Source organism: Grylomicrobium aquisgranense, from assembly GCF_033971865.1.
Classification (GTDB): domain Bacteria; phylum Bacillota_I; class Bacilli_A; order Erysipelotrichales; family Erysipelotrichaceae; genus Bulleidia; species Bulleidia massiliensis.
In genome coordinates, this window is the sequence record NZ_JALBUR010000008.1 from 1 (window position 1) to 15,514 (window position 15,514).

Here is a 15,514-nt window from a genome sequence, read left to right on the forward strand (position 1 = left end):
CAGCAGAGCTGGCGGCGAAACCATTGGCCTGTGGGGTGGGAGAGCATTTGTCCCTGATACACGTATAACAGAATGGCTAAATACCGCGAACTGTTGAAAATTCGAGACTCTTTCCTCATGCCTTCAACAGCAAAGGGAAAATGATACAAATCAGAAACTAGCACTTGACATTGGCTTTTACATAACAGAGCATAGCACCATGAATCTTTAGGAGTCCTTATTAGTCAAATCAATCATTCAGCCCTATTTCATGGGCTTTTTTTGATGCGTGAAAATTTGACAAATTTATTTTTTAACTATTCTATATATGGTGATATGGTGTTATAATATAGAAGGGTGCTCTATGGCCTACTTTCTTAAGAAATCTAACCTGAAAAAAGGTGTCTATCTGCAGATCTACGAGTCTTTCTACAACCCGGAAAGGAGACAGACCTGCCATCGTTCTTACAAGGCTTTGGGCTATGTAAATGATTTGAAGACTGATGAAATTCCGGATCCTGTCACTCACTACAAACAAGTTGTTGAAGAGATGAATCAGGAACGCAAGAAAGAGAAAGTCAAACGCATCTCTGCTTCTTCTCCGATGCGCTCCTTAGGCTACTTTCCCCTGCAGGCAATTCTCGAAAAGCTGCAGGTGAAAAGATTTATCGATCTGTATCAGCTTACTAATGACTTTCAGTTCAAGATTTCTGATGTTCTCTTTTCGTTGATCTATGCGCGTGCTATTAATCCATGCAGTAAATTACGCACTTTCCACGAGGTGCTGCCATTCCTGTTTCAGGAATATGATTACTCCTATAATCAGATGCTCAAAGGAATAGAGTTTCTTGGAAGTAATTATGAAAAAATTGTTGAATTATTTACTGCTCAGGTTTCCGAAAAGTACGATCTTTCCACTTCGATAACATACTTTGACTGCACAAACTTCTATTTTGAAATTGACCGTGAAGACGATTTCAGAAGAAAAGGGCCAAGTAAGGAAAACAGGAAAGATCCTATCATTGGGCTTGGCCTTCTGCTGGATGCCAACCAGATTCCGATTGGGATGAGAATGTATCCAGGGAACGAATCCGAGAAACCAGTTCTCAGGGATATTATTGCCTCTATGAAAAACAGACAAGGCATTAAAGGGAAAACCATACAGGTGGCTGACAAGGGACTCAACTGCTCTGAAAATATCATTAACGCGGTAAGCAATGGTGATGGCTATCTCTTCTCTAAATCTGTAAAGACACTTCCTGAAAAGGAAAAAGTATGGGTTCTTCTGGAAAACGGATATCAGAATGTTACGAACCCAGATGGAAGCCTTAAATACAAATGGAAGGCATGTGTCGACAAATTCCCATATACCTATACAGACAAAGACGGCAAAAAACATACAGTCAATTTAAAAGAAAAACGGGTTGTAACATACAATCCGCAGCTGGCTAAAAAGAAGAAATTTGAAATCATGAAAATGGTTGATAAAGCCACCAGATTATCTCAGTCTATGGCCAAGAAAAATGAATATGGTGAATCTTCAAAATACGTCACATTCAAGTCAACCAGTAAAGGCGAAAAGACAGATGACAAGGTGGTTACAGAGATAAATGAAGCGCAAATCGAGAAAGACCTTAAGCTGGCAGGTTATAACCTGCTGGTAACTTCAGAAGTTAATATGGCTCCCAAAGACATCTACAGCACCTATCACAATCTCTGGCGTATTGAAGAATCCTTCCGGATCATGAAATCCGACCTGGATGCACGCCCTGTATTCTTGCAGAAAGAAGACACAATCAAAGGACATTTTCTGATCTGTTATCTGACAGTTCTTCTGGGCAGGATCCTTCAATTTAAGATTTTGAAAAATAAATACTCTTCATCAGAAATATTCAATTTCATGAAGGAATTCAATGTAGTAGAAGCAGATGGAAAATACATCAATCTGGCAACCAACAGTCCCTTTATAAAGGAATTTGCAGAGATGACAAAGCTGCCTCTGGATCACTATATATTGAACTCCAGAAAAATAGAAAAAGTGCTGAACTTCCGATTCTGATATCGGAGGTTTAGCACCATTTTTTAACGTTAACTTCTAAAGTCAGGTTATATTAATCGAATTCATGAATTTTGCAAAGCTGTCTGGTTCTTGTTTGATCCTTGTTTGAAAAGGTTCACTTCACTTTGTTCACCCGCCTTCACTGCAGAAGACTCTCTTTTTGTGTCTGGTTTTGCCAAATATGTGAAAAGATGCGGAATATTAACAGAATTTTCTTCGTTTTCTACATCATTTTTCGGGCTGTGTCGCAATAATTGCGGATGTGGTCTTGTTGGATGACAGCGTTTTCAACTACAATGTCTAAAGAGAATTGTGAGGAAATTAACTTGTCGATTGATGTATTGGAATTGAAGGAGAGTGTCCAGGAGGACAATGCTGTGTGGGCAAAGAAGGTGGAGGACCTTCTGCGCGCGCATCATGTGTTTCTGGTGAATGTGATGTCGACGCCTGGAGCGGGCAAGACAAGTACGCTTGTGCGGACGATTGAAATGCTCAAAGGGCAGTACCGCATCGGTGTGCTGGAAGCAGATGTGGATGCTGTGGTGGATTCGGATACGGTAGAAAAAGCCGGAGCGAAGGCACTGCAGATACATACCGGTGGATCCTGCCACATGGACGCAAAGATGACATACGAAGGTCTTGTAAAACTTGGCCTGGATGATGTAGATCTTGTGTTTCTGGAGAATGTCGGCAATCTGGTGTGCCCGGCGGAATTTGATGTCGGTGCCCAGTTGAAGGCGATGATCCTGTCTGTGCCGGAAGGTGATGATAAACCGCTGAAATATCCGCTGATGTTTCAGGTGTCTGATGTCATGCTCATCAACAAGATTGATGTGATGCCGGTATTTGACTTTGATGTGGAAAAGGCAAAGAAGCGTGTAAAAGAGCTGAACCCGGATATGGAAGTCTTTGAGATATCCGCAAAGACAGGGGCAGGCTTTGATGCCTGGGTCAATGATCTTCAAAGGCGGGTGATGGTAGAATGAAAGTGATTGAGCTGCATGAATCCGTGACGGCATCGAATGACCATGATGCAGATGTGCTGCGGGCAAAGATGAAGATGGATGGCACACTGCTGATCAATCTGATGAGTTCACCTGGTTCTGGGAAGACAACCTTGTTAAAGGGAACCGTAAAAGCAATGCCGGATGTGCATATTGCGGTGATGGAAGCAGATATTGCCAGTGATGTGGATGCGGTGACAATGGCGCAAAACGGTGCCGAGAGCATTCAGGTGCATACCGATGGGATGTGCCATATGGATGCCGGCATGACGGCTGAAGGATTGCGGCATATGAACCTGCAGGACATCGACCTTGTATTTCTGGAAAATGTGGGCAATCTGATCTGTCCGGCGGAGTTTGATACCGGGGCAGGAAAGAATGTGATGATTCTGTCTGTGCCGGAGGGGGATGACAAGCCGCTGAAGTATCCGCTGATGTTTTCAAAGGCGGATGCGCTTGTGATCAGTAAGATGGATACGGCAGCGTACTTTGATTTTTCATTGGAGAAATGCATGGAACGCGTGAAGCGGCTGAATCCGGATATTGAGGTGTTTCCGCTTTCGGCGAAAACTGGTGAAGGAATGGACGCATGGTGCGGCTGGCTGAAGGACCAGGTGCAGGCATGGAAAAAGGGAGAACAGAAATGAAAGAGCAGAAGAATCGAATGACCAATGAGAGAGACTGGCAGCCGGGGCCTGCGGATCGGATTACAGATCCGGAGAAGAAGCGGCTGCTGATCAAGCTTGCCGGAATGATCACGGACCGCTATGTGGCAAAATATACCCATACGATCAAAGAGGATGATCCGGAGGTATGGTGTTTGAATGAGGTGCTGAGCAAGCAGGAAGTCAAAGTGATGCTCAGCTTCCACAAGACAAGGGTGAATCTGGATCTGGAGGAGATTGCACGCCGCAATCATCTGAGCATGAAGGATACCAGGGATATCGTGGATCATCTGATGTGGATTGGCTGTCTTGAGACAAACCGTGAGAATGAGGATCATCATCTGCAGTATGATGTGCCGATCTTTGTGCCGGGTATTGCCGAGTTCATGATGATGAATGAAGAGCTTCTCAAGGAACATCCAAATATTGCGACGTTCTTCAATCTGATGACGCAGATGCCGCTGGAGGGTATTACGCCGATGGTGCCGTTAGGCGGAGCGGGTGTTGGCATGCATGTCATTCCGGTAGAGAAGGCAATTGAATCGGAAAGCTCTTCTGTTCCGGTGGAGCATATTTCCCACTGGCTGGAAAAGTATGATGGAAAACTGTCTGTGGGTGCATGTACATGCCGCCGCCAGCAGAGGATGCGCGGTGAAGGCGATGGCGAGATTGAGCAGGACTGCTGCATCGGCTTAGGCGATCTGGCGGAGTGGTGTGTCAATACAGGCCGCGGCCATTACATTACCAAGGAAGAAGCACTGGAGATCATTGAACGCAGTGAGCGTCATGGCTTTGTGCATCAGACAACCAATATTGATGGCGAGGACAAGATTGTCGGTCTGTGCAATTGTGCCCCGGGTGTGTGCAATGCGATCCGTACAAGCCAGCTGTACAATACGCCGAATATGAGCCGGAGTGCGTACCGTGCCCATGTGGATCATGACAAGTGCGTTGCCTGCGGCAAGTGCGTAGAGGTATGTCCGGTAGGCGCTGCCAAGCTTGGCCAGAAGCTGTGCCACAAGGATGGCAGTCCGTTTGTGTATCCAAAGACATTGCTGCCGGATGAGACAAAGTGGACGGCTGACAACTGGAATCCGCATTATCGTGAGGATGCCAAGATCAACTGCTATACAACCGGAACGGCGCCATGCAAGACCGCATGCCCGGCCCATCTGGCTGTGCAGGGCTATGTGCACATGGCAGGTGAAGGCAGATATCTGGACGCTTTGAAGCTGATCAAGCAGGATAATCCATTACCGGCTGTGTGCGGCTATATCTGCAACAAGCGCTGTGAGCAGGAGTGCACAAGAGGCACGATTGACCGTGCTGTTTCGATTGATGAGATCAAGAAGTTCATTGCCATGCAGGAACTTGACGCGGATAAGCGCTATGTACCGCTTTGTGAAACAGATCATGGCGGCTTCTGGGGACCGGACTATAAGATGGCTGTCATCGGTGCCGGTCCGGCGGGTATTTCCTGTGCGTACTATCTGCGGGAAAGAGGCTATGATGTCACCGTCTTTGACAAAGAAGAAAAACCAGGCGGCATGCTTGCCTATGGTATTCCTTCCTTTGTGCTGGAAAAGAACATCCTCGCTGCTGAGATTGATGTCCTGAAGCAGATGGGTGTGGAATTCCGCATGGGATGCGAAGTTGGCAAAGATGTGACAATTGATCAGCTGCGCAAAGACGGCTACAAGGCTTTCTATCTTGCAATTGGTCTCTGGGGCGGCAGAAAGACGAATGTACCGGGTGAAGACAGTGAGGGCGTGGAGTCTGCTGTTTCCTTCCTGCACCGTACCAATGTTGACCATCACATCAGTCTTGATGGTGATGTGGTGATTGTCGGCGGCGGCAATGTTGCCATTGATGCAGCCAGAACGGCTGCCCGCCTGACCAAGGGCAAAGTAACGATGCTGTGCCTGGAGGGTGAGCATGAAATGCCGGCTGCGGATGATGAAGTCGCTGCGGCAAAGGCAGATGGCGTTGAGATTCACAATGGCTGGGGCCCGAAGGAAATCCTGGCAAAGGATGGCAAGGTCACTGGCATTGTGTTTAAGAAGTGCCTGCGTGTGAAGGATGAAACAGGACGCTTCAATCCGCAGTATGATGAGAATGATACGATGGAGATTGCCTGCAGCTATGTCGTTGAGGCTATTGGCCAGGCACCGGTATGGAAGGATCTTCTCAAGGGTACGAAGGTTGAACTGGCCCGCAATGGCTGTGTGAAGGCAGATCCAGTGACGTATCAGACTGGTGAGGAAGATATCTTCGTTGGTGGTGATATTTATCATGGTGCCAGATTTGCAATTGATGCCATTGCCGAAGGTAAGAAGGCATCAGAGTCCATGCATAGATTCGTCCATGAGGGACAGTCTTTGACCATTGCACGTGATCTGCGTGAGTTCATTGCCCTGGACAAGGATGATATTGAGATTGAATCGTATGACAATGCCAAGCGGCAGATGCCGGCAATGCGGAAAGTGGACGATCCGTTTGAAAATCCGGTCACAACATTGACAGAAGAACAGGTGTCCACAGAGGCAAAGAGATGCCTTGGCTGTGGTGCAACAACGGTGGATGTCAACCGGTGCATTGGCTGTGGTCTGTGTACAACCAGATGCGAGTTTGATGCGATTCATCTGGAGCGTGATCTGCCGGATGCCTCGAGAATGATCAGGGCAGAGGACAAGATGAAGCTGATTGCGCCATATGCAGCAAAGCGTGAGATGAAGATTCTGTTCAACCACAAGAAGAAAGCAGACAACAATGCATGAGATGGGCATTGTCTTCCATCTTGCCAAAACACTGGATGACATGGCAGTGCAGCAGCACATCACAAAGTATGGGTCAGTGACGCTGCAGGTGGGTGAAGTGTCCGGCATCATGACGGATTACTTCACAGACTGCTGGAACTATTTCCGGAACCGGCATCCGCTGTTAACAGAATGTGAGCTGAAGATCGAAGAGATTCCTGCTGTCACGATGTGCGGTGACTGCGGCAAGACGTATCCAACTGTCAGATATGCCAAAATCTGTCCCTATTGCCATAGTGAGAATACGTGGCTTGTGACAGGCAATGAATGCATCATCAAGGAAGTAGAGGCGGAGACGGATACAGAGCAGGAAGACACAAGTGTAAGTGTTGAACCGATGCAGTAATCAGGAAAGAAAGCGTCAGCAGGATTGGAGTGAACCCAATTCGTTGGACAAAATAAGTTAGTTAGATAAAAAGGCTTGGCTCCTTGCATCGCAAGGCGTCAGGCCTTTTTCATCTGACTTGGATCCGTTCCGTGTTGTAATAGACAATATATTCTTTCTTGTGAAGAAGAATACGAGTTTCGTTAACTTAATCTTTTAGACATCCAATCGGGGCAATATACTCCATCAGCACGTTGCTACGCATATTTTCCAACTGCTGTAAGAACCATTAAGAAAGAAGATTCTTTCTTTTTATCAGTGTCAATACTATCGAAAAGCTTATTCAACGTTTTAGCGCCGCCTAATTTTATTTCTACCAGCCCATATAGTCCATTCCTGAGAAGAATCACAGCATCGCATTCCAGACCATTTTTATCTCGATAATGATATACCTGTCCACCAAGTGATTCAGAATATACTCGTATATCACGGATATACATTGATTCAAACATCAGGCCAAACGCATTCAGATCCTGTATCAAATCCTGTGGCCCAAGACCTTAAGCGGCTGTCCCTATTGAGGGATCACTGAAATACCTTGTATCAGTTGTTCGTATCGCTGCTTTAGATCTCAGATTTGGATTCCATGCTGGCATATCTTCAATAATAAATGCCATCTTTAAAGCATCAATGTAAGAATAGACGGGTTTTATATCCAGAGAGTCCATAGCATTGGCAAGCATGTTCTGCTGAATGGATTCGATTGATGTTTGAGATCCCTGATTCCTTGCAATTGGCCAGTTTTCTCGGCAGGTAAGATTCCGTTTCCCTGCAAACAGGTCCGCAAGATTGATGTTACCGTTTGACTCACAGTGACATAGTCCTCATTCTGAGCTAGAAAATTCTGCCAGTACCCGAATGAAATACTTTGTTTCATTCAGGAGATATGGCCGAACCGGTAAGAATAAACTGACCTGTCTTGTTTCTGTGATCAACTTCAAAACGAACAGTATCCCATAACTCCGGTGCTATCTGCCATTCATCAATTAGTCTTGGCGTTGCTCCAGTTAAAAGAAATGATGGATTAATCTGAGCCATGCGCAGATTTTCATCCCTATCCTCAGGAAGAGACATATAGTGAATACTTTTAGCTTTTTGCTCGGCCGTGGTTATTTTTCCACACAGTTTCGGCCCTTCAATCAATTACCTGCATAAACAACCAGATTGTAGTGATTACCATCAAGTATAAAAAGAGGGATCATAAATGGATTGGTATCCTCGTTCCATTATTGTTAGACCATTTAATAAAAACAATTTTCTTCAGAATTTCAGAGAAATTAAATACAAAAATGACCGAGTGTCAATTATTTAGAATGTTCTGGTTGAATCGGTATTAGATAAAGATTATAACTTTACGGTAGGTATTATGATATATGACTTCCGGTCATTATTTTAAATACTGAACAAAGGAGGGAAAACATGCTGAAAAAATTCAGCCGGGGTGTCGTAAAACATCGGATTCTGGTGCTGATTATTGCGGTGATACTTCTGATTCCGTCAACGATTGGCTATCTCCATACCAAGGTGAATTACGATATGCTCACATACCTGCCGAAAGACATCGATACGATGAAGGGACAGGATATATTGGAAGATGAGTTTGGAACCGGTGCCTTCTCTATGTTTATTTGTGAGGGCATGAGTGATAAAGACGTTTCCAAGATGAAGGCTCAGATTGAAAAGGTAGATCATGTTAAGAATGTACTTTGGTATGATTCAGTCGCTGATCTGTCTATTCCGAAGGAAATGTTGCCGGATGAGATTTATAAGGTTTTCAACAATGGCGATAAAGATGCGACGATGATGGTGATCGTTTTTGATCAGACCACATCTGAGGATGGTACGATGGAGGCCTGCACACAGATCCGTCAGATTGCCAATAAGCAGTGCTTCTTATCAGGTATGACTGCTGTGTTGATTGATACAAAGAATCTGGCCGATAAGGAAGCACCTGTATATGTTGGTATTGCCGTTTTGCTTTCTGTGATTGTATTGATGTTGGCAATGGACTCTTATATCGTTCCATTCCTGTTCTTAGCATCTATTGGATGTGCAATTATTTATAATTTAGGATCGAATAACCTGATACTGGGGCAAATATCTTACCTTACCAAGGCCATTGCGGCAGTGCTGCAGTTGGGCGTGACGATGGATTATTCCATCTTCCTATGGCATTCATACTCGGCAAGATTAAAGGAAGGCAAGGAAAGAGATCAGGCAATGGAAGAAGCCATTGAGGAGACCTTCTCTTCGATCATTGGTTCTTCTGTAACGACGATTGCTGGATTTATTGCCCTTTGCTTTATGCGGTTTACCTTAGGTCTGGATCTTGGCTTGGTTATGGCAAAGGGTGTTCTGTTTGGCGTAATCAGCTGTGTTACGATTCTTCCGTCATTGGTTCTCTGCTTTGATAAGCTTCTTAAGAAGACAAGTCATAAGCCAGTTATGCCTGATGTGGGTAAGATTGGCGGCTGGGTTACAAAGCATTCGGTTGTATTCCTGGTGATTGCATGTGTACTGCTTGGACCAGCTTATTATGGTTATACACACACGAAGGTATATTACAATCTGGATAGAAGTCTTCCTTCCTCCTTTGATTCAATTATTGCCAATAACAAGTTGGCTGATGAATTTGATCAGCAGGCAACACATGTACTGATGATTAATTCGGATGTTTCAGATAAGGATATTCAAAAGATGGCAAATCAGATGGAAGACGTAGATGGCGTGAAGTTCGTCATTGGTCTGAATACAATTAAGCCATCTGATCTGCCTAAGGAGATGATTCCGGATAATATCAGAAATTCTCTGGAAGATGGTAACTGGCAGTTAATTATGATTGGCTCTAAGTATAAGGTTGCGTCTGATGAAGTGAGTGATCAGATCAGTGAGCTGCAGAAGATTGCTAAGACATATGATAGCAACTCCATGTTAATTGGTGAGGCTCCTGCGACAAAGGATCTGATTGAGATAACCAATCAGGACTTTGCGACAGTTAGTTCGGTATCTATTGGTATTATCTTTGTGATCATTGCATTGGTATTCCGTTCAATTTCTCTGCCATTTATTCTGGTTGCAGTTATCTATTTAGGTATCTTTATTAACTTAGGTATTCCATGTTATACGGGAACGGAGCTGCCGTTCATTGCATCGATTATCGTATCAACGATTCAGTTGGGTTCGACGGTTGACTATGCCATTCTCTTAACAACAAGATATCGTCGTGAGCGTGGCCATGGGGTTGAAAAGCATGAGGCAATTAAACAGGCTTTGACAACCAGTGCAAATTCAATTCTCACTAGTGCGGTTGCTTTCTTTGCGGCAACATTCGGTGTAGGTCTTTATTCCAATATTGATATGGTTTCATCGCTATGCATACTGATGGCACGTGGTGCTCTTATTTCTATGATGTGCGTTATATTCGTACTTCCAAGTATGCTTGTGCTTCTGGACAAGGTGATTGACAAGACATCCATGAAGCAGAAAGGCTGATACAACAAAAGGAGGAAATCAAATATGAAAAAATTTCTCAGGGCAGCGGGTGCTGCGGTATTGGCAGCTTCATTGGTTGGCTGCTCGGTATATGCAGAGAGTGATTCTTCTGCGGATAATAACAAAGACAGTGAAAAGACAGAGGAAAAATCTTCTGATACGACGAAAGCTCTTTCCTATAGTTCTGATCAGACAGGCAAGGAAGAAACCGTCTATGTGTTCACCGATGCAAATGGGCAGCAGAATAAGGTGATTGTTTCTGATAAGCTGCATACAGCTGGACAGAGTGGTTCCATTAAGGATTATTCTGATCTGAAGGCTATTATTAATGTGTCAGGTGATGAAGAGTTCACTCAGGATGCAGATGGTAATATCACTTGGCAGTCAGATGGAAAAGATATTTCTTATCAGGGTACATCTGATAAGGAAATTCCGGTAGATGTTAAGGTTACATATTATCTGAATGATCAGGAAGTAAGTGCTGATCAGATCAGTGGTGCTTCAGGTCATATAAAGATTCGGTATGACTATACAAATAATGCGACGGAACAGGTTGCGATTAATGGTCAGACCGAAACTGTTAAAGTTCCGTTTGCAATGGTAACTGGTTTAATTCTGAATGATTCTTTCTCGAATGTATCTGTCACAAATGGAAAGATGATTCAGTATGAGAACAATGATATTGTCTATGGTATTGCCTTCCCAGGTTTAAAGGATTCTCTGAAGCTTGATTCCTATGATGATATTGATTTGGATAACTATGATATTCCGGAATATGTTGAGATCGAGGGTGATACAACAAACTTCGGTATTGATATGTCCATGACATATGCATCAAGCAACTTATTGAATGATCTGGCTGGATCGGAGGATATTGATCTGTCTGATCTGACCAACAGTGTGAATGATCTGGATAATGCGGCTACTCAGTTGGTTGATGGAACTAAGACACTGAAAGATGGTACTTCCCGGTTGAAGGATGGGGCTAATACCTTAAAGGATGGTTCTCAGTCATTGGCTGATGGCACAAAGACCTTGAGCAGTGGTGCTGGTACGTTGAAGAATGGAACAGCAACATTAAATGATGGTGCTAATCAAGTGAATGATGGTGCAAAGCAATTAAACGATGGTGCTAATCAAGTGAATGATGGTGCTTCTCGGTTGGCGGATGGTGCTTCTCAGTTAAAAGATGGCGCTGTGCAGTTAGATAATGGCGCAGATCAGGTAAAGAATGGTGCTGGCCAGGTTGATGATGGTGCAGCACAGCTAAATGATGGTGCTTCCCAGTTAGCAGATGGTACATATTCCTTAGCATCTAATATGAAGACAGCTGATTCTGGTGCACAGGATCTTGCAAAGGGTGCTCAGTCTGCATTGACTGGCGCAAATAAGCTCTCTACAGGTGCATCTTCTGTTAATACAGGTGTGCAGTCTTTAGTAAGTCAATTAAGAGGTTTGACATCTAAGGCGAAGACACTTCTGGATGGCTTAAGTGCTATTTCTAAAGGTGCAGGAGATATTTCTACAGGTGCACAATCTATTTCTACAGGTGCACAATCTATTTCCACAGGTGCTGAGTCAATTCAGAACATTCTGACATCTAAGGATCCTGTACAGGTTCAAGGACAAACAGTTGGAAGTGTAAATGCTAATCTTGATGCAATTAAGAGTGGACTTGCATCTTCTGCTTCTAATACTGCTGCCCAGGATGCAATTACAAACCAGGTGGCGGCTTTAGCTAAATATGCAGACTCTATACCAGATGAAACACAGCGTAATGCATATATGGCTTCTATTCAGCAGTTAAGTGATACTTTGAAAAAAACATCTCAAGCAACAACGGATGGTTTAAACAACGCTGCTAACAATATTGGTGCAATTCAGCAGGAAGTGGCTGCAGCTTCACAGGGTGCAGGTAGTATCAAGACAGGCGCTGATAGCATTAAGACAGGTGCAGATAGTATCAAAGCTGGTGCTGACCAGATTAAGGCTGGCGCAGATGAAGCCAATACGAAGGTCTCTGCTGCGAATGATCAGTTGACATCTGATAAGACACAGGCTGAGTTGAAGAAACTGACAGATGGAACACAGCAGTTAAGTGATGGCTTAAGTCAGTTAGCTGGTGATAAAGGATTAGGTAAGCTTTCTAAGGGTGCTGCAAGTCTAGCTGCGGGTACATCAAAGTTATCAACTGGTGCGGATCAGGTGAATACAGGTGCAGCAAGTTTGAAGAGTGGTGCATCTCAGCTGAAGGCTGGCACTTCCAAGTTAAAGGCTGGTACATCTCAATTGAAAGACGGTACTTCTACGGCTGTTACCGGATCTTCACAGTTGAGTGATGGAGCTAATACATTAAGCAAAGGCACAAAGTCTCTGGCTGCGGGTTCTTCTCAATTGATGGATGGAACAGGTAATCTCTCTGCTGGGGCATTACAGTTATTAAATGGCGCAACAAGTCTGTCCGATGGTGCTAAGACATTAAGTAATGGTGCTGATCAGTTGAACAGTGGTGTTGGTACATTGCAGGATGGTATTGTACAGCTTGATGATGGTGCTGGTACTCTTATGAATGGTATGCAGCAGTTCTATGATGAAGGTATCAAGAAGATCTCTGATATCTTTGGCGATGAGCTGACATCGGTTGTTGACAGAGTGAAGAGTATCTTTGATTCTGGTGCGAACTATACAACGTATGGTGGTGCACTTGAGGATAAGAACAATACAGTTCGGTTTATCTTCAAGACGGATACTATCAATGCGGATGACAGTGATAAGTAATTAAAAGTGCTATCCCTCTCGAGGATCTGGTCCGTTGGATCGGATCCTTTTGTTTAGGAATGACTTTTATTCATTAGAGAGGAAAGTTATAATCTTAGAAAAGCAGGCGTTATATGGAAAGCTTGATCACCAAGAAAAAAGAAAAGAAGAGAGAAAATCTTCTGAACAGTGCGTATGAGCTGTTTATGGATAAGGGGATATCGAGTACAACGATAGACCAGATTTGTCGGAAAGCGGGTATTGCTAAAGGAACGTTTTATCTGTACTTTCATGATAAAGAAGATATTCTGAAGTCTCTGATTAAGAGAATCAGCTATACCTTATTGCAGAATGCATATGCACGGGTAAATAAAAACAGGTCTTTTATTGAGAACCTGGTACAGATGGCGGATTATCTGATTGATTATTTTAAGAATGATACAGGCACAGTGCAGGTATTAAAAAAGGACTTTACCTGGCCAATTACAGAAGAAGAGTTTATCTCTACGGATGATCCTTTGATGTCATCTATACGAGATATGATTGAACAGTATTCGGAGTCATCTGGTTTGGAAGAACATAAGATTTTGTTAAGAATCTATGCATTGTTTTCAATGATTGCCTCGGTTTGTTATAGTGCGATTATTGATCATTTCCCGGATGATATTGATATGTTTAAGCCAGAGATCTTTTCGATGATCAGAGGTTCTTTCAATAAGGATTAATGAGAAACGGCAATGGCAATGGCAATGCCGGCATCATGTGAAATGGAGATTTCTATTTCCGGATGGTCTTTTACATAAGGCTGTCCGGTTTTTTGGCGAAGAATACTGTAGTGAAGATAGTTTTTGTCCTGAGTCATTTTGAAGATGGCTTCTTTGGCCGCAAAACGGCCGGCAATGTATTCTTTTTGGAGCCGTTCCGTTTTCCTTTGTTTGTATTCTTCTTGTTCTTCAGGTGTGAGTACTCTGTTTATAAAGGATGGAAGAAGTTGTATGCGTGAAATGTCTACGATATCTATGCCTGTCATATTTGAAATTGTAACGTAAAAAAGCGGAGGAATACTGCGCATGCTTGGAGTGAACCCAATTCGTTGGACAAAATAAGTTAGTTAGATTTTAAGGCTTGGCTCCTTGCCTCGCAAGGCGTCAGGCCTTTTCATCTGACTTGGATCTGTTCCGTGTTGTAATAGGCAAGATATTCTTCCATGGCTTTCTTCAGCTCATCCAGGCTTTTGAATTCATATTCATGCCCATAGAACATTTCGTTCCTCATCCTGCCGAAGAAGTTTTCCATGATGCAGTTGTCCAGACAGCTGCCTTTTCTGGACATTGACTGCACGATCTTATGTTCCTTCAGAATCTGCTGATACTGAGCCATCTTCTGCTGGTTGACGTGCGGAAAATTTGTGCGGAAAGAGAGAATGGATGTTTCATTCTTTTCAGGCAGACTTTCCCTCACTTTTTCTTGGATCGTGCTTTTTCTGCGCACTGAAATAATATTTCAGATTCTGATTCATCAAAGCAGGCAGGAATGTCTAGAATGTGGTATGCAGTGGTTTCCACAGCAGATTGGAGATATGTGATGAAAATTGTTGTTGCACCGGATGTACAGCATGTTGCTGAGGCTGCTTTCAAGGTGATGAAGAATACGGTGAGTGAGAAGAAGGATGCAGTACTGGGACTGGCTACGGGCAGTTCTCCTGAGGGCCTGTATGCATTGATGGCAAAGGATCATTCTGAAAACGGGACATCGTATCAGGATGTGGTGACATATAATCTGGATGAGTATGTGGGTCTGCCGCAGAATCATTCGCAGAGTTATTACACATTCATGCATGAAAAGCTGTTCCAGTATATCGATGTGAAGGAAGAGAATATTCATATTCCGTGTGGCTGTGCCCAGGATGAAGAAAAGGCATGCCATGATTATGAGAACATGCTTGCAAAGGTAAGAATTGATCTGCAGGTACTGGGCATTGGCTCGGATGGCCACATTGCTTTCAATGAACCTGGCACGCCATTTGATTCCCTGGTGCATCTTGTTCATCTGAAACAGCAGACGATTCATGATAACGCTCGTTTCTTTGATCATGATGAATCCAAGGTGCCGACCATGGCAATCACCACAGGTCTTGCGGATATCATGCGCTGCCGGAAGATTATCTTGATTGCGACGGGTGCTAACAAGGCACAGGCAGTGCATGACATGGTCAAGGGACCTGTCAGCACATCCTGCCCGGCAAGCATTCTGCAGAAACATCCTGACACAGTGGTATTCCTGGATGAAGCTGCTGCGTCAAAGCTTTAATCATCATTGAAAAGTATAAATGCATATGAGAAAGGGGCTGCTGTCAT

General features: G+C 43.9%; 14 protein-coding genes. 9 read left to right on the forward strand and 5 right to left on the reverse strand.

Annotation, left to right across the window (positions count from 1 at the left end):
* Window positions 1-343 precede the first annotated feature (343 nt).
* The 5 genes from MOZ60_RS04535 (at window position 344) to MOZ60_RS04555 (ending at window position 6,869) form a co-directional block, all read left to right on the forward strand.
* A complete protein-coding gene (locus MOZ60_RS04535) occupies window positions 344-2,038 on the forward strand; it encodes an IS1634 family transposase (protein ID WP_370595805.1) in 1,695 nt (564 codons plus the stop codon).
* 296 nt (window positions 2,039-2,334) lie between these two features.
* On the forward strand, window positions 2,335-3,024 hold the full coding sequence (gene hypB, locus MOZ60_RS04540; RefSeq protein WP_370595806.1) for a hydrogenase nickel incorporation protein HypB: 690 nt from the start codon (window positions 2,335-2,337) through the stop codon (window positions 3,022-3,024).
* On the forward strand, window positions 3,021-3,689 hold the full coding sequence (gene hypB / locus MOZ60_RS04545) for a hydrogenase nickel incorporation protein HypB (RefSeq protein ID WP_277655321.1): 669 nt from the start codon (window positions 3,021-3,023) through the stop codon (window positions 3,687-3,689). The genes hypB (MOZ60_RS04540) and hypB (MOZ60_RS04545) overlap by 4 nt, the downstream gene beginning before the upstream one ends.
* Window positions 3,686-6,484, forward strand: a complete 2,799-nt coding sequence (locus tag MOZ60_RS04550) for an FAD-dependent oxidoreductase (protein ID WP_370595807.1) — start codon at window positions 3,686-3,688, stop codon at window positions 6,482-6,484. Before hypB (MOZ60_RS04545) ends, MOZ60_RS04550 begins: the two co-directional genes overlap by 4 nt.
* On the forward strand, window positions 6,477-6,869 hold the full coding sequence (locus MOZ60_RS04555) for a hydrogenase maturation nickel metallochaperone HypA (protein WP_370595808.1): 393 nt from the start codon (window positions 6,477-6,479) through the stop codon (window positions 6,867-6,869). Before MOZ60_RS04550 ends, MOZ60_RS04555 begins: the two co-directional genes overlap by 8 nt.
* 236 nt (window positions 6,870-7,105) lie before the next feature.
* Here MOZ60_RS04555 and MOZ60_RS11630 read toward each other — a convergent pair whose 3' ends face one another.
* The 3 genes from MOZ60_RS11630 to MOZ60_RS04565 all read right to left on the reverse strand — a co-directional run bounded on the left by MOZ60_RS11630 (window position 7,106) and on the right by MOZ60_RS04565 (window position 8,051).
* Window positions 7,106-7,360 (reverse strand): DUF4143 domain-containing protein, encoded by a 255-nt coding sequence (locus MOZ60_RS11630; protein ID WP_510969478.1) that lies wholly within the window; start codon window positions 7,358-7,360, stop codon window positions 7,106-7,108.
* Window positions 7,361-7,408: 48 nt separating this feature from the next.
* Window positions 7,409-7,702 carry a DUF8612 domain-containing protein gene (locus MOZ60_RS11635; RefSeq protein WP_510969495.1) on the reverse strand — a complete coding sequence of 98 codons (294 nt, stop codon included), beginning with the start codon at window positions 7,700-7,702 and terminating at the stop codon, window positions 7,409-7,411.
* A gap of 79 nt (window positions 7,703-7,781) precedes the next feature.
* Window positions 7,782-8,051 (reverse strand): AAA family ATPase, encoded by a 270-nt coding sequence (locus MOZ60_RS04565; RefSeq protein WP_277655323.1) that lies wholly within the window; start codon window positions 8,049-8,051, stop codon window positions 7,782-7,784.
* Window positions 8,052-8,327: 276 nt separating this feature from the next.
* Here MOZ60_RS04565 and MOZ60_RS04570 point away from each other — a divergent pair, with 276 nt between their 5' ends.
* The 3 genes from MOZ60_RS04570 (at window position 8,328) to MOZ60_RS04580 (ending at window position 13,882) form a co-directional block, all read left to right on the forward strand.
* Window positions 8,328-10,400 (forward strand): efflux RND transporter permease subunit, encoded by a 2,073-nt coding sequence (locus tag MOZ60_RS04570; RefSeq protein ID WP_370595809.1) that lies wholly within the window; start codon window positions 8,328-8,330, stop codon window positions 10,398-10,400.
* A gap of 216 nt (window positions 10,401-10,616) precedes the next feature.
* Entirely contained in the window at window positions 10,617-13,178 is a 2,562-nt protein-coding gene (locus MOZ60_RS04575) for a hypothetical protein (RefSeq protein WP_370595810.1), read from the forward strand.
* Window positions 13,179-13,291: 113 nt separating this feature from the next.
* Complete coding sequence (locus MOZ60_RS04580; protein WP_370595811.1) at window positions 13,292-13,882, forward strand: TetR/AcrR family transcriptional regulator; 591 nt, start codon at window positions 13,292-13,294, stop codon at window positions 13,880-13,882.
* Here MOZ60_RS04580 and MOZ60_RS04585 read toward each other — a convergent pair.
* Together MOZ60_RS04585 and MOZ60_RS04590 are read right to left on the reverse strand one after the other, a co-directional pair.
* On the reverse strand, window positions 13,879-14,229 hold the full coding sequence (locus tag MOZ60_RS04585) for a holo-ACP synthase (protein WP_370595812.1): 351 nt from the start codon (window positions 14,227-14,229) through the stop codon (window positions 13,879-13,881). The two genes, MOZ60_RS04580 and MOZ60_RS04585, sit on opposite strands and share 4 nt — an antisense overlap.
* Before the next feature lie 86 nt (window positions 14,230-14,315).
* Window positions 14,316-14,537, reverse strand: coding sequence for an integrase core domain-containing protein (locus MOZ60_RS04590; RefSeq protein ID WP_370595813.1), 222 nt, complete (start codon window positions 14,535-14,537; stop codon window positions 14,316-14,318).
* 204 nt (window positions 14,538-14,741) lie between these two features.
* Here MOZ60_RS04590 and nagB point away from each other — a divergent pair, with 204 nt between their 5' ends.
* Window positions 14,742-15,467, forward strand: coding sequence for a glucosamine-6-phosphate deaminase (gene nagB, locus MOZ60_RS04595; RefSeq protein ID WP_370595814.1), 726 nt, complete (start codon window positions 14,742-14,744; stop codon window positions 15,465-15,467).
* Window positions 15,468-15,514 lie beyond the last annotated feature (47 nt).

Bases quoted from the DNA above. Each gene is read 5' to 3' on its own strand.
- MOZ60_RS04570 (WP_370595809.1), top strand. From the start codon at position 8,328: ATGCTGAAAAAATTCAGCCGGGGTGTCGTAAAACATCGGATTCTGGTG.
- nagB (WP_370595814.1), top strand. From the start codon at position 14,742: ATGAAAATTGTTGTTGCACCGGATGTACAGCATGTTGCTGAGGCTGCT.
- hypB (WP_277655321.1), top strand. From the start codon at position 3,021: ATGAAAGTGATTGAGCTGCATGAATCCGTGACGGCATCGAATGACCAT.
- MOZ60_RS11630 (WP_510969478.1), bottom strand. From the start codon at position 7,360: ATGTTTGAATCAATGTATATCCGTGATATACGAGTATATTCTGAATCA.
- MOZ60_RS04590 (WP_370595813.1), bottom strand. From the start codon at position 14,537: ATGGCTCAGTATCAGCAGATTCTGAAGGAACATAAGATCGTGCAGTCA.
- MOZ60_RS04585 (WP_370595812.1), bottom strand. From the start codon at position 14,229: ATGCGCAGTATTCCTCCGCTTTTTTACGTTACAATTTCAAATATGACA.
- hypB (WP_370595806.1), top strand. From the start codon at position 2,335: ATGTCTAAAGAGAATTGTGAGGAAATTAACTTGTCGATTGATGTATTG.
- MOZ60_RS04580 (WP_370595811.1), top strand. From the start codon at position 13,292: ATGGAAAGCTTGATCACCAAGAAAAAAGAAAAGAAGAGAGAAAATCTT.
- MOZ60_RS04535 (WP_370595805.1), top strand. From the start codon at position 344: ATGGCCTACTTTCTTAAGAAATCTAACCTGAAAAAAGGTGTCTATCTG.
- MOZ60_RS04555 (WP_370595808.1), top strand. From the start codon at position 6,477: ATGCATGAGATGGGCATTGTCTTCCATCTTGCCAAAACACTGGATGAC.
- MOZ60_RS04550 (WP_370595807.1), top strand. From the start codon at position 3,686: ATGAAAGAGCAGAAGAATCGAATGACCAATGAGAGAGACTGGCAGCCG.